Source organism: Spongiibacter tropicus DSM 19543, assembly GCF_000420325.1.
GTDB classification, from domain to species: domain Bacteria; phylum Pseudomonadota; class Gammaproteobacteria; order Pseudomonadales; family Spongiibacteraceae; genus Spongiibacter; species Spongiibacter tropicus.
In genome coordinates this window covers 1613435-1631196 of the sequence record NZ_ATUS01000001.1, presented here as the reverse complement: position 1 = coordinate 1631196, position 17762 = coordinate 1613435, and the positions used below count along the sequence as shown (strand labels likewise).

At 60.3% G+C, this 17762-nt stretch carries 15 protein-coding genes; 4 read left to right on the top strand and 11 right to left on the bottom strand.

Annotated elements, in window-relative coordinates; genetic code table 11:
• Nucleotides 1-3 precede the first annotated feature (3 nt).
• The 6 genes from G411_RS0107575 to G411_RS0107550 form a co-directional block, all read right to left on the bottom strand.
• Nucleotides 4-1566 (bottom strand): cryptochrome/photolyase family protein, encoded by a 1563-nt coding sequence (locus G411_RS0107575; RefSeq protein ID WP_022958581.1) that lies wholly within the window; start codon nt 1564-1566, stop codon nt 4-6.
• The gene (locus tag G411_RS19715; RefSeq protein ID WP_022958580.1) at nt 1563-3095 is read right to left on the bottom strand and encodes an FAD-binding domain-containing protein; all 1533 of its coding nucleotides are present in this window, start codon (nt 3093-3095) and stop codon (nt 1563-1565) included. The genes G411_RS0107575 and G411_RS19715 overlap by 4 nt, the downstream gene beginning before the upstream one ends.
• Entirely contained in the window at nt 3088-4413 is a 1326-nt protein-coding gene (locus tag G411_RS0107565) for a DASH family cryptochrome (RefSeq protein WP_022958579.1), read from the bottom strand. The genes G411_RS19715 and G411_RS0107565 overlap by 8 nt, the downstream gene beginning before the upstream one ends.
• 70 nt (nt 4414-4483) lie before the next feature.
• Entirely contained in the window at nt 4484-5212 is a 729-nt protein-coding gene (locus G411_RS0107560; protein WP_022958578.1) for an SDR family NAD(P)-dependent oxidoreductase, read from the bottom strand.
• Between the two features lie 12 nt (nt 5213-5224).
• Nucleotides 5225-6685, bottom strand: a complete 1461-nt coding sequence (locus tag G411_RS0107555) for a flavin-containing monooxygenase (RefSeq protein ID WP_022958577.1) — start codon at nt 6683-6685, stop codon at nt 5225-5227.
• Between the two features lie 97 nt (nt 6686-6782).
• Nucleotides 6783-7943, bottom strand: coding sequence for a helix-turn-helix transcriptional regulator (locus G411_RS0107550; RefSeq protein ID WP_022958576.1), 1161 nt, complete (start codon nt 7941-7943; stop codon nt 6783-6785).
• A gap of 180 nt (nt 7944-8123) precedes the next feature.
• On the opposite strand from G411_RS0107550, the gene G411_RS0107545 reads away from it, so the two are divergent.
• The gene (locus G411_RS0107545; protein WP_022958575.1) at nt 8124-8942 is read left to right on the top strand and encodes an SDR family NAD(P)-dependent oxidoreductase; all 819 of its coding nucleotides are present in this window, start codon (nt 8124-8126) and stop codon (nt 8940-8942) included.
• Nucleotides 8943-8953: 11 nt separating this feature from the next.
• Complete coding sequence (locus tag G411_RS0107540) at nt 8954-9874, top strand: alpha/beta hydrolase (RefSeq protein WP_037508431.1); 921 nt, start codon at nt 8954-8956, stop codon at nt 9872-9874.
• A 4-nt stretch (nt 9875-9878) separates the two neighbouring features.
• Here the strand turns inward: G411_RS0107540 and G411_RS0107535 are convergent, their stop codons facing one another.
• From G411_RS0107535 to G411_RS21365, 5 genes are read right to left on the bottom strand one after another with little or no spacing between them, the layout of a single operon-like run.
• Entirely contained in the window at nt 9879-11336 is a 1458-nt protein-coding gene (locus tag G411_RS0107535) for an NAD-dependent succinate-semialdehyde dehydrogenase (RefSeq protein ID WP_022958573.1), read from the bottom strand.
• An 11-nt stretch (nt 11337-11347) separates the two neighbouring features.
• The gene (locus tag G411_RS0107530) at nt 11348-11983 is read right to left on the bottom strand and encodes a GNAT family N-acetyltransferase (RefSeq protein ID WP_028968245.1); all 636 of its coding nucleotides are present in this window, start codon (nt 11981-11983) and stop codon (nt 11348-11350) included.
• Nucleotides 11976-12425, bottom strand: coding sequence for an acyl-CoA thioesterase (locus tag G411_RS0107525; protein ID WP_022958571.1), 450 nt, complete (start codon nt 12423-12425; stop codon nt 11976-11978). The genes G411_RS0107530 and G411_RS0107525 overlap by 8 nt, the downstream gene beginning before the upstream one ends.
• Nucleotides 12426-12474: 49 nt before the next feature.
• Entirely contained in the window at nt 12475-13635 is a 1161-nt protein-coding gene (locus tag G411_RS0107520) for an iron-containing alcohol dehydrogenase (protein WP_022958570.1), read from the bottom strand.
• Between the two features lie 59 nt (nt 13636-13694).
• The gene (locus tag G411_RS21365) at nt 13695-14489 is read right to left on the bottom strand and encodes a 4'-phosphopantetheinyl transferase family protein (RefSeq protein WP_022958569.1); all 795 of its coding nucleotides are present in this window, start codon (nt 14487-14489) and stop codon (nt 13695-13697) included.
• A gap of 163 nt (nt 14490-14652) precedes the next feature.
• On the opposite strand from G411_RS21365, the gene G411_RS0107510 reads away from it, so the two are divergent.
• Nucleotides 14653-15660, top strand: a complete 1008-nt coding sequence (locus tag G411_RS0107510) for a DUF2804 domain-containing protein (RefSeq protein WP_022958568.1) — start codon at nt 14653-14655, stop codon at nt 15658-15660.
• 195 nt (nt 15661-15855) lie between these two features.
• The gene (locus G411_RS21835; protein ID WP_022958567.1) at nt 15856-17724 is read left to right on the top strand and encodes a S8 family serine peptidase; all 1869 of its coding nucleotides are present in this window, start codon (nt 15856-15858) and stop codon (nt 17722-17724) included.
• The last annotated feature ends 38 nt before the right edge of the window (nt 17725-17762 follow it).

The following is a 17762-nucleotide window of genomic DNA, read 5'->3' as shown; positions in this document are numbered from 1 at the left end:
TGTTTACAGCTCGTTGAGGTGGCCTTTGTTCCAGTGCGCCTGATCGAGAATGGCGCGCTGGCGTCCAGTCTCCATCTTATCCCAATTTTTATAGACCATGCCGATGCGCGGGTTGCGGCTGAATTTTTCCCGGTGTCGCAGCATGAAGTCCCAGTACAGGCTGTTGAAGGGACAGGCACGCTCGCCGATTTTTTCCTTGGGGTGGTAGTGACAGTCACCGCAGTAGTCACTCATCTTCTGCAGGTAGTTGGCGCTGGCGGCGTAGGCCTTACTGCCCAGCAGACCGCCGTCAGCGTATTGGCTCATGCCGCGGGTGTTGGGCAACTCGACCCATTCAATGGCATCGACATAAATGCCCAGATACCAGGCGTCGACCTCGTCGGGGTTGACCCCGGCCATCAGCGCGAAATTGCCGGTAACCATCAGGCGTTGAATATGGTGGGCATAGGCATGCTCCAGTGATTGTGTGATGGACTGCTGCAGACATCGCATTCGCGTGTTGCCGTCCCAATACCAGCTCGGCAGTGACGCGTGCGCGCCGAGGGCATTTTTCTCGGCATAGTCGGGCATATTGGCCCAGTAAATCCCGCGAACAAACTCCCGCCAGCCGAGTATCTGTCGAATAAAACCTTCGACTTGCGCGAGGTTAATGGCCTCAGGCCGTGCCTCGTGGGCGCGCAGGGCGGCGTTAATCACCGTGGCGGGTGACAGTAGCTTGGCGTTCATCGCAAACGACAGCCGCGAGTGATAGAGGCTCCAGCGATGAGGACTGTGGCCCGTCATCGCATCCTGATAACGGCCGAAGTTGGGGAGCAAGGCATCGCAAAAGTAGCGCAGCAGCGCCAGTGATTGCTGGCGACTAATAGGCCAGGGCAGTGGATCGGCAGCGCTGCCAATACTCTGCACGTCGTGCCGCTGCAATCGGTTCAGTACCGCCTTCACAGGGTTGTTGAAACACAGTGGCTCGGGTATCTCGGCCAGATCGCTGCCGCGCAGGGATTGCCGGTTCTCGCTGTCGAAGTTCCAGCGGCCACCGCGGGGTTCGTCGCCGTTGGGACCGTCCATCAGAATGCCGAAGCGTCGCCGCAGTTTGCGGTAAAAGAACTCCATTTTCTGCGCCTTACCCGGACGGAAGTAGTCCGGGATTTCCTCGAATGGCAGCAGGAAATGTTCGCTATCGACCACGCGCCGTTCTACGCCGTCGGGCAGGTGGCCTTCGGCGAGCTGCTGGGCCAGGCGGTATTCGTCCGGCTGCTGGTATTCCAGTTCACGAATATCGTAGTCGCGGCAGAGTCTCGAGAGCAGTGCGGGGAAGTCCGGGTCGTCGACGGTATCATCCAGTGTGAGGTGCAGCACCTCGTGACCCGCTTGTTGAAGTGCGCGGGCGAAGGCATCCATCGCCGCAAAGAAGGCGCAAAGCTTCTGTATATGGTGTCGACAGTAGCGGGTTTCCTGATGCATCTCGGCAATCACATACAGGGTCTGGGGGTTGTTCTCCCGAAACCAACTGTGACTGGCATTGAGCTGGTCGCCAAGGATCAATCTCAGGCGTTGATAGCCACTCATGCGCGATGTCTCCCTGTGTTTGCACTGCGACGGTTATCACGACGACGGCTATCGCCACGGCCGTTATCGGGCCGCACATGACGGTGAAGAATGCGCTGGGCTTCGCGCTTAACCTCGGCGCGTCCGCGCCACTGCCAGAGCCGTTCACGCGCGGCAGCTGCACTTTCTGACAGGTCAAAAATTGGCAGGGGGTAGTCTTCGCCCGGCCGAAAGCCGAGCATCTGTGCCTCGAGGGGCGGGATAAGCCAGGGTTGATGGATAGCCTCGGTGGGCAGCGAAGACAGTTCGGGTAACCAGCGCCGAATAAAGTGGCCGTCGGGGTCCTGCTCCCGGGATTGTTTCACCGGATTGTAGATGCGCAGGGTATTAATGCCGGTCACGCCAGCCTGCATTTGCATTTGGGGGTAGTGAATGCCCGGCTCGAAATCGAGAAACAAACGGGCGAGGTGAGCGGCGCCGTGGCGCCAGTCGATATTGAGATGATGGCACAACACGCTCACCAGCATGGCACGCATGCGGAAGTTGATATAGCCCGTCGCATGCAGACAGCGCATGCAGGCATCGACCAGCGGGTACCCGGTGCGGCCCTGCGCCCAGGCGGTGACATCTGCTTCGACGCGCGTGTCATGTCGCCATGGGTAACCCTGGTAAGCGCGGTTAATGGGGCGCTTTTCCATCTCACATTCACTTTCAAATTTCTGGATGAAGTGGCAGTGCCAGTGCAGTCGCGACGACAGGGCGCTGAGGCTGCGCCGCCAGCCGGGACGCTGCCAGTGCTGAAGCAGAAACTGGTAGCTCTCCCGCAGGCTGATGTTGCCCCAGGCCAGATAGGGTGACAGGCGCGAACACGCTTCCCGACTCAACGAGGGGTTCGATAAAGAGCGGTAGTAGTCCTGTCCGCGCCCGTCATAAAAACTGTGCAGTGTCTGTTGTGCGGCGAACGGCCCACCGTGTTGAAAGGTGTCCAGTGGACGCCTCGTAGGGTCGCTCGGCTGCCATTGCTGCGAGAGCAATGCTGGCGGAAGGGCGCTGAAGCGGGCCCTCTCCAGATCGGGGGTGGCCAGTGCTTGACGCATCACCTGTTGCCAGTGCCGGTCCCATTGCCGCCGGTCGCGGGCACCGCGAATGACTGCCGCATAGGGGCTTTCCTGCCAGTTGATGCCGAGCTCGCGACAGCGGGCGGCCACACGTAGATCGCGATCAAAGGTGTTGGCCAGGCCAATTTCCTGATGGCTGTAGAGCGTATGAATGCCCAGCTGCTGATGCAGCGTTTGCAGCACCGAGAGCGCGTTGCCCTGCACGGTATAGAGCTGGGTATTTAGCGGGCGCAGCTGTGCATTGATCTGCTCCAGTGATTGCCAGATAAATCGCCAATGCCGCTCGCTGTAATGCGGGTCGTTCAGCAGCATGGGTTCGACGATATACAGCAGTATGACGGGTCGCCCTGATGCGCAGGCCGCCTGCAGCGGTGCGTGATCGCTGAGACGCAGGTCGCGCTTGAACCACACCACGCTGATCCCCTCAGTCATGACCGGACTCCAGCGGCCAGTCCACCATATCAACATGGTCCAGAGGCAAGCTGTTGTCGGCGTCGTCTCCCAACCAGTGGCGGCGGTAGCTGCCATCCGGGTCGTACTGACGGGCCTGTTTATCCAGATCGAAGCGGCGGTGACCGCGCGGATCGGCGCCCACACCCGCCAGGTACTGCCAGTTGCCCCAGTTGCTGGCAACATCGTAGTCGATGAGTTGGTGTTGGAAGTAGGCGGCGCCAAATCGCCAATCCAGCCCCAGTTCGTGAACGAAGCAGCTGGCAACCAGTTGCCGACCGCGATTGCTCATATATCCGGTGGCATTCAATTCGCGCATACAGGCATTGACGATGGGATACGGTGTGGCGCCCTCGCACCACTGTCGGAATCGACCGGGATAAAAGCTGGTCAGTGGCGCCTGCGAGCGAATGCCTTTGCTGTTGAACAGGCGCACACCGTAGCGGCGGGCATAGCAGTGAAAAAATTCCCGCCACAACAGCTCGAAGCCTATCCAGTAGGTGGACTCATTGGCGCCGAATTCCGCTTCGTGTTGCTTTAATTGTGCCCACAGCCGTCGGGGCGACAGGCAGCCATTTGCCAGCCAGGCCGAGAATTTGGTGGAATTCTCCCACCCCCAGAGGGCGTTGCGAGTGGCTTTGTAGGACTGTGGCCGCTCGCTGTGGAAATAGACATCGAGCTGCGCCAGAGCAGCCGTCTCGCCGCCGATGAAACGCTGGGCGATGGCGGCGCTGTGACCGGCATGACTCTCCGTACGCCACCCCGCAGGCGGTGGCGGCAGCGAGGTGATACTGGTCTGAGGCTGCGATGGCTCAGATTGCGCTTCCACCTGACGCCGGAATTTTGAAAAGCTGTCGGGCAGCTCCGCTGGCGAAAACGGCAGGGCTTCGGCGTCGAACAGGCTGTGGCTATTGCCTTGGATAAAGCGGCAGTCCGGACAATGCTGTTGTAGGGCCTGCCACTGTCGTTGTTCATCGATACCGCTGTGCAGGCTGCTGCCAGCGATATCAATGCGATACTCGGCAATCAGTGGTGGCAGCGCCTCGTCAAGGCGACCTTCCAGAATGGTCAGTCGCTGTCCCTGTGTGGCCAGCCGGTGCTGCAGGTCACGCAGACTTTCACGAAGAAAGCGCAGGCGGTGTGGGCCCAGCGAGGCGAGCTGATAGCGGCCGGGTCGTCGCTCGTCAGGGTCCAGACAATAGACGAGCAGCAGTTCATCAACCTGCCGAGCAAGCTGTTGAAGCGGTGGATGATCATGCAGTCGCAGATCATGGGTGAAAACAAAAAGGCCCCGGCGCATGGTGGTCCGTCATTGGCGAATGTCTTCGTTATATGACGGGGCCGGGGAAATGGATTTGCAGGCGTGTTGCTCAGAGCGTAAAGCGACGCCCCGCACCGAAGCCGCCATCGACCGGCAGCACGTGGCCGTTTACAAAGCTGGCGTCGTCGGAGCAGAGAAACGCGATGGCGCCGGCGACTTCCTCGGGGCGACCGGCGCGGGCCTGCAGATGCCAGTTCACAAACTGCTGATGCCCCTCCGGGTTCTCCTTCATCATGGCTGTCATGGGCGTTTCTATCAGGCCGGGGGCGACGGCATTCACGCGAATGCCCCGATGGGCATAATCGGCGGCAAGACTCCGGGTCAATTGCACTACGCCGCCTTTGGAGACGTTGTAGCTGATATTGTTGTCGCAGCCTTCCAGGCCGAAGATGCTGGCGACGTGCACGATGCAGCCCCGTCCGCGTTCCAGCATGCCCGGCAGTACCGCCTGACTCAGCCATAGGCTGCCGTTGAGGTTGATGGTCAATACGCGCTGCCATTCCGCGTCATCCAAGCCGAGAGCCGGGCCGTAGCTCGCCACCCCGGCGCAATTCACCAGCACATCAATATCGCCATGCTGGGTGGCCAGTTCCGGCAATTGCTGTTTGATGGCGTCGTGATTGCTGACGTCCATCGCGGTGTAGTGGACATCGCCTTCCCAGGGGGGCTTGGGAGCTTGAACATCGGCGGCAATCACCCGGTAGCCGTCTGCGGCCAGTCGCTTGGCGGTGGCCTGTCCAATGCCCGAGCTGGCACCGGTGACAAGTGCAGTAGTCATGGTCGGAATCCCTTAATGTTGTTCGTAGGCGGAAAAGTCGGGGCGCTGCATACAGGCTTTAAAGTGACTGCGGCTCCACGGCCAGGTGGCGGGCACACCCTGCGCATCCAGATACCAGCTTTGGCAGCCGGAGCCGAAAATCGAGCGCTTGGCCGCCGCGATGCGGGCCTCGTCAAACTGCGCCAGCGCTGTTTCGCTGGCGCAGATTTCCCGGCATTCGCCCTGCTCGACCTTGTCCATCAACTGCTGGATGTAGTGCCACTGCTGCTCGGCGATCTCGATTAATGAGAAGTTACCTACCGGGCCATTGGGGCCGTTCAGCATAAACAGATTGGGAAAGTCGGGAATCGACACGGCCATATAGGCGGTTGGGCGCTGTGCCCAGGCGTTTTCCAGTGTGTTGCCGTTGCGGCCGGTAATGGTCATCGGGCGCATGAAGCGATCAGCCTGGAAGCCGGTAGCCAGCACGATAATGTCGAATTCGCGAAGCTCGCCATTGGGGCTGCGAATACCGGTTTCCTCTATCTGCGTTACATCCTCAATGACCACTTCCACGTTGTCGCGCTGTACGGCCTCATAGAACGTATCGGCGTAAATCAATCGCTTACAGGCGGCGCGATAGTTAGGGCGCAGCTTCTCGCGCAGCGCCGGGTCGCGAACCGACTGCTCCAGGTTTTGCTGCACGATCATTTCGATCTGCTGCATGGCTTCGGAGTCTGGCTCGGTAATGGCTACCGAGAATCGCTCGATATTGGCTTCCAGCTCCGGGTCGTGTTGCAGGCGTTTCAGCAGCGCCGGGTCGCGTCGCCAGGCGGCGCGTTCTTCTTCGCTGAAAGGGGTGTTGATCACCGGCATGATCCACTGTGGACTGCGCTGATAGTGGCAGAGATGGCTGGCGCGACCTGCCAGCGCCGAGACAATTTGCACGCCAGTGGAGCCGGTGCCGACCACGGCAATGCGTTTGCCGTCGAGTGGCACGCTGTGGTCCCAGCGCGCGCTGTGGAACAGCTCGCCCTTGAAGCGCTCCATGCCGTTGATGTTCGGCAAGCGAGGGTGGTGGAGCACGCCGGTGGCGGCGACGACAAAGTCCGCCTCGTCGCGGCGCCCGCTGATGGTCTGCAACTGCCAGCGACCGTCAATGAAGTCCAGGCGGGTCACTTCTTCGCCAAAGCGCAGATAGGGCGCCAGGCCGTATTTCTCGACCACGTTTTCAAAGTAGGCCTGAATCTCTGCGCCCGGCGGCATGGTCCGGGTCCAGTTCGGGTTCGGCTCAAAGGAGTAGGTGTAGGAGTGCGAGGGGACATCGCAGGTCAGACCGGGGTAGGTATTGTCCCGCCAGGTACCGCCAATACGATCGGCCTTCTCGTAAACACAAAAGTTGGTTTTGCCCTGCTCCAGCAATTTTATGGCCGCGAGGATGCCTGCCATGCCGGCGCCGATGATGATAGTGCGTGTATCTTGTTGTTGTGTCATGCCTTCACCTTGGATGAGCGCTGTGTTGATGAGCCCATGCTAGGAGGGCGGGGGCAAGCCGAAATCGTCCAGATCAACTATTTTGCGTGACCGTCGATCAGGGAAGTTTGGCGGTGGCGGCCGCGACGCTCTTCAGCAGAAGGCTGACCAGCATGGTCTGCTGGGTGACGCCGGTCTTGGCGAAAATAGCTCGCAGGTGAGCGCGGGCGGTATTGCGGCTGATGTGCAGCATCTCACTGGCGGCGTCCAGACTCAGGCCGTCGGCCAATGCCGTCGCCAGCCGGGATTCGGCGGGGGTAAGGCCATAAAGCTGCTGGAGAACATCTACCGGAGCCGGGGATTTGTATTCCGGGTCACTGATAAATACCGCGACGGCAGGCAGTGCCTGGCCGTCGATAGAGCTGCCGGGCGGCAGTGGGCGAAGCACCAGATTCAGTGGTAACTGTTGCTCGCTGCGGCCCAGCGACAAGGCTTGTACCACATCGGTTTCAGCACTGTGATGGGCGGCGATAGCGCGCTCCAGTAACTGCCGGAAGCGCGCGGCAAGATGGTCGACCTTGATCGACAGTTGCTCACCGAGGTGGAGAATGTCCGGATTCTCCAGCGCGATATTTTGCGCGGCGCGGTTGCTGTGCAGCACATTGCGCTGCTCGTCCAGCAGCACGCTGCCCAGCGACAACTGGGAGACGGTCTGCTCCATCAGTGAGCGCTCGCTCTCAATGCGCTGCAGGCGTGCAAAGAGGCCGATGGCGCGTCGCAGGTGCGGCAACAGCCGTTGCAGCAGCGCACGCTGTGCCGGTTCAAAGCTGCCTTGCTCGTCACTGCGGGTCAGGCGAAGGCTGGCGTTCAGGCCCTCTGGCAGGCGCAGGTCGGCGCCGAGAATATGCTCTATACCGTAAGGTTTCATACAGCTCTGGTAAAACTCGCTGCGTTGCAGGCTGTCGCCGGCGATCAGCTCGTCCAGCGACATCACTTGCCCTTCTGGCAGGTTGACGAAGGGGTCGAGGGCATACAGCCCTTCGCTGTAGATATTGGCGGGTGACTGGGAAATATGCGGCGGCAGCCCGTGGCTCAGCAACAGGCCGGTGTCGCCGGGCACCGGCTTGCGCAGAATGAGAAAACTGATATCCGCTGTCAGCGTCTGGCAGAGCTGGTCCAGCAGGGTTTGCCACAGCGGTTGCTCGTCGATACCCGCGTAAATGCTGTCGACCATCGCGTCGAGAATATCGCTGTCTGACTGGTGAGGACCGGGCGTCATAGTAAGCTCAAACTGGCGGTTAGTGTTGTTATGGCAGCCTGTCGGGACAAGTATTCCATCCGAGCTCCCGGCAGTATACCCCGAGGAAAAAACCGTTGATTAGTCCATATCAACGATGTCCCGTGAGCGGTCTGGCGCACATTCTTGTCATCACATAACAGCAAAGCAACGAGGACAGTCATGGAACTAGCAGCAGGCCAAACGGCGGTGATTACCGGCGCGGGCAGCGGTATCGGGCGGGCACTGGCGATGGCCTGTGCGCAGCGCGGTCTGAATGTAGTGGCGGCCGATCTGGATGCCGGGCGTCTGGAATCGCTGGCAAGTGAATTAAACGGTATTGGCGGCGAACTGCTGTGTCAGTCAGTGGATGTGGCCAGCCGTGAGTCTATTGCGGCGCTGGCAGAGCTGGCGTACCAGCGTTTCGGGCAGGTCGAACTGCTGTTTAACAATGCCGGTATGCTGCGCAGCGGTCGGTGCTGGGAAACGTCATATGAAGAATGGCAGCGGGTAATGGATGTGAACGTGATGTCGGTGCTGCACGGCATTCAAGTGTTTGTCCCGCGAATGCTCGCCCAAGGTGGCCCCGCTCACATCGTTAACACGGCCTCGATGGCCGGCTTGCTGGCGTCGCCGCGCATGGGGGCCTACTCGGTGAGCAAGCATGCGGTGGTGGCATTGAGCCAGACGCTGCACTATGAATTGCAGGAGCAGGGCGCCGAGATAGGCGTATCCGTCGCCTGCCCGGCGCAGGTGCAGAGCAATATCATGCAGGGTGTATCCGATCCTGACGCGGCCACCGGGCAGCTGAATGATTTTCTGCGCAGCGGTGTCGCGGCGGGGATGCCCGCTGATCAGCTTGCCGCGCTGATGTTGGCTGCCGTTGAGCAGCAGCGCTTTTGGATCTTCAGTCACGATGACTTCAAAGGGGAATATCGACGCCGTGCCGAGGAGTTGCTAAACGACCAGAATCCACAATTCCAAATGGCGATTTGCGAGTAAAACGAGGGCGCATGAACACGACGATGGATACGGAAACGCGGCGCCTGCTCGAGGCCATGAATCGTCAGCCGGCGGTCGATTTCAGCCAGCTTCCGATTGAGGCCCTTCGCCAGGCGATGACAATGCCGCAGGGCAAAGTCGAAGCGGTGGGGCGTGTCTGGGAGGAAACAATAGCCGGTGGCGATGGCCAGCCCTTGCGCCTTCGCCTGTATGCACCGGAAGCGGCCGCCGCGGCGCGTCCGGCGATGTTGTTTCTTCATGGCGGTGGCTTTGTCCTCTGCGATCTCGACTCCCACGACAATATTTGCCGCGCGCTGTGCAACGCCGCTGGTGCCCTGGTGGTGTCGGTGGCGTATCGCTTGGCACCGGAACATCCCTTTCCGGCGGCCCCTGAAGATGCCTACAGCGCTTTTCAGTGGCTGGCCTCACAGGCGGTGGAGCTGGACGTCGACACCAACAATATTGCGGTGGCCGGTGACAGTGCCGGGGGAAATCTGGCGGTGGCGACCAGTCTGCTGTGCCGGGATCGCGGTGGCCCGCAACCCGCGCGGCAGTGTTTGCTCTACCCGGCAATCGATGCGGCCTGCGACAGTGATTCCATGCATGAATTTGCCGAGGGATATCTGCTGAGCCGGGAGCAGATGCGCTGGTTTTGGGCGCAATACTTGCCCGCGTCGCAGCGCCAGTCGCCCTATGCACAGCCGCTGCGGGCTGAATTGGCAGGCTTGCCGCCAACCACGCTGATCACGGCGGGCTGCGACCCTCTGCGCGACGAGGGTCAGGCCTTTGCCGAGGCCTTGGCGCGGGCGGGAAATACGGTGGCTTATCACTGCGAGGCGGGGCAGATCCACGGATTTTGCAGCTACCTGCAAGGCTTACCCGCCGCGCGTCGGGTCGTGGAGCAAGTGGCCGCGTCGCTGGACAAGGCCTAAGCACTCAGCGCAGACCGCCCAGGCACAGGTACTTGATTTCGATGTAGTCATCGATGCCGTATTTGGAGCCTTCGCGGCCATTGCCGGATTCCTTGATACCGCCGAAGGGGGCCATTTCATTGGAGATCAGGCCTTCATTGATGCCGACGATGCCGTATTCCAGTGCTTCGCCCACCCGCCAGATGCGACCCAGGTTCTGGCTGTAGAAATAAGCGGCCAGACCGAATTCGGTATCGTTAGCCATCGCCACGGCCTCGTCTTCTGTGGAGAAGCGCAGCAGCGGCGCTACCGGGCCGAAAATTTCCTCCCGGAACACCCGCATCTCGGTGGTGACGTCGCGCAGTACCGTCGGTTCGTAATAGTGCTCGCCCAGAGCAGAAGGCTGACCGCCGGTGGTCGCGGAGGCGCCTTTTTCCAAGGCATCTTCTACCAGTGTGCGGACCTTGTCGCAGGCGACGGGGGTGATCAGTGGCCCCATGGTGGTCGCCGATTCGGCGCCATTGCCGAGCGTGAACGCGCGGACTTTTTCGGTCAGTTTCTCGGCGAAGGCCTCGTAAATGCCGTCCTGCACCAGAATGCGATTGCTGCACACGCAGGTCTGCCCGGCATTGCGGTATTTGGAGGCCATCGCGCCGTCGACAGCGGCGTCGAGGTCGGCGTCGTCAAAGACAATAAAGGGCGCATTGCCGCCAAGCTCCATAGAGGTCTTTTTGACCGTATCGGCGCACTGGGCCATCAGCAGTTTGCCGACGGCGGTTGAGCCGGTAAAACTGAGTTTGCGCACGGTGGGGTTGGCGGTCATCTCACCGCCAATGGCGCTGGCGTCCTGGCCGCAGACCACGTTGAATACGCCTGCGGGGATGCCGGCTTCCTCTGCCAGCACCGCCAGAGCCAGCGCACTGAGCGGGGTTTCTGCCGCGGGCTTGCTGACGACACAGCAGCCGGCAGCCAGCGCCGGGGCGACCTTGCGGGCGATCATCGCGTTGGGGAAGTTCCAGGGCGTAATGGTCGCGACGACGCCGACCGGCTGCTTTATCACCAGCAGCCTTTTGTCGCCGCTGGGCGGCGCAATAATATCGCCATCGATGCGCTTGGCTTCTTCGGCGAACCACTCCACGTAGTTCGCACCGTAGGCGATTTCCCCTTCGGCTTCGGCGAGGACTTTACCCTGTTCGGCAGTGAGTATCTGCGCCAGGTCGCGCTGGTTGGCCATGATCAGTTCAAACCAGCGGCGCAGTAGATTGGCGCGTTCTTTGGCGGTTTTACTGCGCCAGGCGGGCAGTGCGCGATCGGCGGCAGCAATGGCCAGACGGGTGTCTTCCGCCCCGGCATCTGCCACGTCGCAGAGGGTATCGCCGGTGGCGGGGTTCAGTACACTGAAGCGCTGATCGCTGGCGGCGCTGCGCCATTGACCGTCGATGTAATTGTCGCGACGCAAAAGATTTTGACGTTGCAGTTGCATGATCTGTCCTCCTACCGGGTATTGCTCAGGTCCAGCTCCATATAGCGTTGGCCGGGCACGTGACCGAAATCGCTGCGCAACGCGCTGCTGTACTCTCTGATGACGGTAAACCCCAGTTGTTCATACAGCGTCTGGGCGCGGGGGTTTTCGATCGATACGCTCAGCCCAATCCGCAGGTAGCCCAAGTCCTCGGCGCGTTGAATCAGGTGGGCAATCAGTGCCCTGCCGAGTCCGCGTCCGCGTTGCTCGGGACGTACGCCCAATTGATAAAGATAGGCGACGTTCTTTGGTGGTGGTTTGATGATGGCTTCAGTGCGCAGTCCGCGGATGGCTGTGCGCAGTCCCGCGATCAGTCCGTAGTGGCGAAGCATCAGGCTCAGTGCGCGAAGTGAAAAGCCCGCTGTCTGGTGGGAAAAACGCAGGGCGCCAACGCCCATGACCTCACCGCCTACGTCGATGGCGACATGCTGCTGAAAGCTGAATTCACTGCCTTTTTCCTGAAAAGCCCGGCGCAGAAAGGCGGCGAGTTGATCCTCGCGCTGGTCATTAAAAACATAGCCAAAGGCTTCGGGGCCGGAACTGATAATCATTGGCAGGGCGGCGTCGATATCACCGGGACGACAGGGGCGAAAGTGGGGGTCAGCCATGGCTGTCAGCATCCAGTAATTGCTCAAGGCCCCGGCGAAGCTCACCCTCAATTGCCTGCGGGCGCTCGCTGTCGCGGTCGACAAAAACGTGGGTAAAACGGCCGTGGGCAGCCGCCGCCTCCTCGCCCTGCCGGAAGATGGCCAGACCGTATTCCACCGAGCTGTTGCCCAGCCGGTTGACCCGCAACGCACCCTCTAACTGGTCGGGAAAGGCGACCGCTTTTTTGTAGAAACACTCGCTGTGCACGATGTAGCCGATCTGCTGGCCGCGGTGGATATCCAGCCCGCAATGTTCAATAAGGTAGCGGTTGGCGGTGGTATCAAACCAGGCGTAGTAATTGACGTTGTTGGCGTGACCGTAGACATCGTTGTCCAGCCAGCGGGTGGTGATGGGGGTGAACCAGCGATAGTGCGACCGCTGGCGGGCGGCATCTTCAGACATGATTATTCCTTGTGATGACGAGGCGACAGCGGCGATGCGGCCTTTGCCGTCAAGCGTAAGCGGCCCGGTAAAGGGCCAGCGCGTCGGCCTCGCTGACCGGACGCGGATTGTTGACCAGCAGGCGCTGTTGCAGCATTGCATCGCTGGCAAGCATCGGCAAGTCCGCCTCGGGGACATCCAGTTTCGCCAGCTTTGTGGGTAGCTGAAGGCGTGCGATTAACTGCTCGATGTCACTGATAAACTGCGCACAGCGGCTTTCGCTGTCGCCGCTCAGGCGCTGTGGATCGACCAGCAATTCGGCCAACTCCGCATACAGCGGTGCGGCTTCGGCGGCGTTGAAGCGAAGCACATGGGGCAGCATCAGTGAATTGCTTAGTCCGTGAGGCAAGTGGTAGTGGCCGCCCAGCGGATAGGCCAGCGCGTGAACGGCGGCGACCGGGGCGTTGGCAAAGGCCTGCCCGGCCAGACAGGCACCAAGCAGCATGGCCTGACGGGCATCGCGGTCATCGCCACGGTGGGTGGCGGTTTCAATATTGCTTGCCAGCAGCCTGAGTGCTTCCCGTGCCAGCATGTCGGAGTAGGGGTTCTTTTTGATCGCGCTGGTGTAAGCCTCAATCGCATGAACCATCGCGTCGATACCGGTCATGGCAGTAATCGCAGGGGGCAGGCCCAGGGTCAGTTCGGCATCCAGCAGGGCCAGATCGCCAAACAGTTGCGGGGTGACGACGCCCATCTTGGTGGTGGCGCCAGTGGTGACAATCGCTACGGCGGTGACCTCCGAGCCGGTGCCCGCGGTGGTGGGGATCAGAACCAGTGGCAGGCGCTGTCCCTTGGCCTGGTCCACGCCGTAGAGCGCGCTGAGAGGCTCGCCGCCGCCCGCCATCAGTGCAACCAGTTTGGCGGTATCCATGGAGCTGCCGCCGCCGAAGCCAATAATGCCATCGGCTCCCCAGGCTTTGGCAGCGGCCAGTGCGGCCTCGACAATGTGTTCGGCGGGGTCTGCTTCCACCTCGCTGTAACTGGCGTGGGGCAGGCCGCCATCGTTCAGCGCCTGATGCACATTCTGCAGCAGGCCGAGTTGGGCGAGCCCGGGGTCGGTCACGATAAAGGGACGTTTCATGCCCAGTTGGCGGCAAAAGTCGGCGAGGCGTTGCAGGCCGCCGGCTTCGCTGACGATGCGGGGACAACTCTGGAAGAGGAAGTTCTGCATGGTCTGGGCTCCTTTATTCTCGACGATGTCAGAAATGCTCGGCCAAGCGCGGTGTTGGCTCAACTGCCGGTTTTCAGCAGCAAGGTGGTACGCAACCGTTCGGGCTGGCAGTGGTAACTGAGGCTGACTTCGGCCGGGCAGCCGGGCAATTCCGTCAATTCGGCGTCGAGCCGGAAACGCAGCGACTGCTGCGCCTCATCAATGGCGATCAGCTCGGCGCTGCGGTAGCCAAAATAGCGCCGCACAATCGGGTAGATGGCCTTGTAAATGCTCTCCTTGGCAGAAAAGCTCATGGCCACGGCGGTGTTCAGTGGCAGCTCACTCTGCGCCAGCAGATCGCGCTCTGCGCTGGAGAGAATGCGCATTTGCAGTTTTCGGGCGGCGTCTTCTGTAATCGGTGCCTGAACGTCGATGCCGATGGCGCGAAAGTGTTTGCGCTCGCCGACGCAGCACTGCACATGGTCGTCGCCATGGCTGAGACTGCCCAGCAAGCCCTCGGGCCATTGCGGACAGCCTCGGGTATCGGCGCTGAGCTTGAAGTTGCGAATGCCAAAGTTTTCCATCACTTTGGCCGCGAGCCAGCGTCCGGCAAAATACTCCGCCTGCCGTTTATTGGCGGCACGGGCAATATTGTCGGGGCAGTGAATATCGTAGGCGTCAAAAAAGGCGGGGTTGAAATAGGCGGCGTCGAAGTCTGCGGCCAGGCAGCACGGAGTCTCCCCCAGCGGCGGCTGGGGTGTTTGCAGTCGAATAAATTGTTCAATGCCAAGCATGAATGAACCCTGTCGACTCATCGTTTCAAAGCGGTCGTCGGTGACGTCTTCCTTGATCCCGCACCGGGTAAAAACAGCCATTGTAGGGCTTGATGCGTCGAATGTCGCGATTTTGAGAGTGAATGCTTGCTAACGGCTGGCTAAAGTGGTTGCCGCTGTCATTTAATGTCGGCGGAAATAGGTTTGCTTTGCCGGTGCTTGTCGTCAGTGTTGGCACTGAGCCGTTCGGAAGGAAAATATCGATATGGAAAAGCTGATTGGCGACAACGGCCAGCCGCATTTTGGTCAATTTGATCCGGCGCCTGCTGACATCAATTATCGCGACTGCGACCTGCGCAGCCCCATGGACAGGCGCCGGGGACGGCTTGCCCGACACTTTGCATTTAATCAGTTTCAGTTTGTGGCACTGAGCAGCCCCGAGTTAATTGTGGGGCTGGCCATTGTAGATTTGAAGTGGTTGAGCAACGCCTTTGTCTACGCGTACTCGCCGCTGAGCGGCGCATTTGAGGAATTCAGTTTTCTCCAGCCACTGGCGCGCAGGACAGGCATCGAGACGCGTCCTAATGATGGCGAAGCCGTGTTCCACAAAGGCTCTAACCGCCTGCATATCTCTGCAGAGCGGGGGTTGCGTCGCGTGTCGGTGAGCCTCGCCTCGGGGCTGCGCATTGAGGCAGATATTGATGAGGGCGATGCTTACGCTCCGATGGCGTTGTGCACCCGTGCGGGCTATCAGGGCTGGGTGTATACGCAGAAGATCACCGCGAGGCCGGTGAAAGGGACGGTACACTGGCAGGGGACTGATCACGATCTGGCGGCGCAGCGCAGTCTCGGCTCGGTAGATTGGACGGCGGGCTATATGCGCCGTGAGACCTTTTGGAACTGGGGCAGTCTGTCGGCATACCTGCCCGATGGTCGACGGCTAGGATTCAATCTGGTTGCCGGTGTTAATGACACCGGTTACACCGAAAATGCGCTTTGGCTGGACGACCAGCTTATCAAGCTCAGTACGGTGGTGTTCGAGTTCGACCGCGACCATCGTGAGTCGCGCTGGCGAATGCGCTCCCAGGACGGCGTATTGGACCTGTCTTTCGAACCCGCTGGACGTCGCAGCGAGCGACGTGATGCGGGTTTTATTGCCTCCAACTTCAGTCAGTTTTTTGGCCGCTATATCGGCACGGTTAGGCTGCCGGGAGAAACCCTGCATGTGGACGGACTTTGGGGGCTGGCGGAGGATCACTACGCGCGGTGGTGAGCGCTGCCGAGCGTCGCTGTGGTGAACGATGTCACGAAACGGAAGATTTATGACATTTCGCCTATGCGGCTCCTTAGGAATACGTATTGGTTAACGGTCGTTTACCCAATAGCTTGTCTACAGTTCTGCGCTGGGCTCTGCCGGGCTCCTGTTGTCGATAAGACTTCACGCTATTGGTTTAAGGACGTTAATAATATGAATAAAAACAAGGTAATGCTGAGTACTCTGCTGGCGCTGACGATAAGTGCTTGTGGGGGTGGTGGAAGTGGCGGCGAGAGTAGCGGTGCCGCGGCACAAAGCCTCAGTCAGCCCGCGGCCGGGGAGCAGCAGGGTGGCGACGTCAGTGTGTCGGTGTCTGATGGCATTGCTGCGGGTGAACCGATCGACGGCCAGTACATTGTCCTCCTGCAGAAGGCCGAAGACAGTTTGCTCTCCGGTCTGCCAATACCGGAACTGGTGGAGCAACTGCTGGGCACGGTTGGCGGTGAATTGCTGGGTATCTATCAGTCTGCCGTCAGCGGCTTTGTTGCCAAGTTAAGCCCGGAGGCCGCCGCACTGCTGGCGAACAACCCTCTGGTCAAACTGGTTGAGCAGGACCAGACCGTCGCGATCGCTCAGGTGCAGAGCAATGCCACCTGGGGGCTGGATCGCATCGATCAGCCGTCGTTGCCGCTGGACAATCAGTACGCCTATTCCGTTGATGGGCAGGGTGTGCATGTCTATGTTGTCGACACCGGTATCCGCAGCAGCCACGACGAGTTCGGCGGGCGTGTCGGTGCCGGGCGTAACTTTGTGTCCTCCGGTTTTCTGTTCGGCAGCACAGACCCCGACGATACCGATGACTGTAACGGACACGGTACCCATGTGGCGGGCACCGTCGCGGGCAGTCGTTACGGCGTGGCCAAAGCGGCGACAGTGCATCCCGTCCGTGTTCTGGGCTGTAATGGCTCGGGCAGTAACTCCGGGGTGATTGCCGGGGTGGATTGGCTGGCGGCCAATCACCAGGCCCCCGCCGTGGCGAATATGAGTCTGGGTGGCGGGAACAGTGACGCGCTCGATGCGGCGGTGCGCGGTGCAATCAGCGCGGGTGTGACCTTTGTGGTGGCCGCGGGCAACGACAATGTAGATGCTTGCAATGGTTCGCCTAATCGCGTCGCCGAGGCGGTGACGGTGGGCTCGACGACCGCATCGGATGCACGCTCTTCCTTTTCCAACAAAGGCAGCTGCGTGGATATCTTTGCGCCGGGCTCGTCCATCACTTCTGCCTGGTATCAAAGTGACAGTGACACCAATACCATCAGCGGTACCTCCATGGCCTCGCCCCATGTTGCCGGGGCGGCGGCATTGATTCTGGCGCAGACCCCGACGGCCAGTCCGGCCAGTGTCTTTGCCAGCCTGCTGCAAGGTGGTGTTGCGAACAAACTGAGCAGCATCGGTAGCGGTTCACCGAATCTGCTGTTGCAGATCGCACAGGGCGAAGGCGCTGATTTCCCACCAAGCGCGTCGTTCACCTACAATTGTAATGCGCTGACGTGCAGCTTCGATGCGTCTGCATCGACGGACGATCAGGGTATTACCCAGCACAGCTGGTCTTTTGGTGATGGCGCGACGGCGAGCGGACAAGCCCCTAGTCATAGCTATGCCGCATACGGCGACTACACGGTGAGCCTGCAGGTTAACGACGCCGAAGGGCAATCCGATACGGCCAGTGAGCTGATCAGTCTGCTCGAGCCGGGTGCCAGCCCCTGTCCGGAGTGCGAGCAAAGCAGTGGCAATCTCAGTGGCAGCAACGATACTGACTATAGCCCGAGCAGTAGCGGCTTTAACAGCAATGGCGGTGAGTTTTACGCGGTGCTGGAAGGACCGGCGAATGCAGACTTTGATCTGGTACTGGAGAAGCTGGGTGGTTTCCTGATCTTCAGTAGTTGGTCGGCCGTTGCCAGCAGTGAAACCAATGGCTCGGATGAAACCATTACCTACAACGGGAGCAGCGGCACCTACCGCTGGCGGATAAAGTCTTACAGTGGCAGCGGTGACTACACGCTGTATACCGATAACCCCTGAGAATATTGAATCTCAGCTCTTTGGAAACAGGCGCCTTC

Coding starts and splice junctions, on each gene's coding strand:
- G411_RS0107575 (WP_022958581.1), bottom strand. CDS start 1,566: ATGAGTGGCTATCAACGCCTGAGATTGATCCTTGGCGACCAGCTCAAT.
- G411_RS19715 (WP_022958580.1), bottom strand. CDS start 3,095: ATGACTGAGGGGATCAGCGTGGTGTGGTTCAAGCGCGACCTGCGTCTC.
- G411_RS0107565 (WP_022958579.1), bottom strand. CDS start 4,413: ATGCGCCGGGGCCTTTTTGTTTTCACCCATGATCTGCGACTGCATGAT.
- G411_RS0107560 (WP_022958578.1), bottom strand. CDS start 5,212: ATGACTACTGCACTTGTCACCGGTGCCAGCTCGGGCATTGGACAGGCC.
- G411_RS0107555 (WP_022958577.1), bottom strand. CDS start 6,685: ATGACACAACAACAAGATACACGCACTATCATCATCGGCGCCGGCATG.
- G411_RS0107550 (WP_022958576.1), bottom strand. CDS start 7,943: ATGACGCCCGGTCCTCACCAGTCAGACAGCGATATTCTCGACGCGATG.
- G411_RS0107545 (WP_022958575.1), top strand. CDS start 8,124: ATGGAACTAGCAGCAGGCCAAACGGCGGTGATTACCGGCGCGGGCAGC.
- G411_RS0107540 (WP_037508431.1), top strand. CDS start 8,954: ATGAACACGACGATGGATACGGAAACGCGGCGCCTGCTCGAGGCCATG.
- G411_RS0107535 (WP_022958573.1), bottom strand. CDS start 11,336: ATGCAACTGCAACGTCAAAATCTTTTGCGTCGCGACAATTACATCGAC.
- G411_RS0107530 (WP_028968245.1), bottom strand. CDS start 11,983: ATGGCTGACCCCCACTTTCGCCCCTGTCGTCCCGGTGATATCGACGCC.
- G411_RS0107525 (WP_022958571.1), bottom strand. CDS start 12,425: ATGTCTGAAGATGCCGCCCGCCAGCGGTCGCACTATCGCTGGTTCACC.
- G411_RS0107520 (WP_022958570.1), bottom strand. CDS start 13,635: ATGCAGAACTTCCTCTTCCAGAGTTGTCCCCGCATCGTCAGCGAAGCC.
- G411_RS21365 (WP_022958569.1), bottom strand. CDS start 14,489: ATGGCTGTTTTTACCCGGTGCGGGATCAAGGAAGACGTCACCGACGAC.
- G411_RS0107510 (WP_022958568.1), top strand. CDS start 14,653: ATGGAAAAGCTGATTGGCGACAACGGCCAGCCGCATTTTGGTCAATTT.
- G411_RS21835 (WP_022958567.1), top strand. CDS start 15,856: ATGAATAAAAACAAGGTAATGCTGAGTACTCTGCTGGCGCTGACGATA.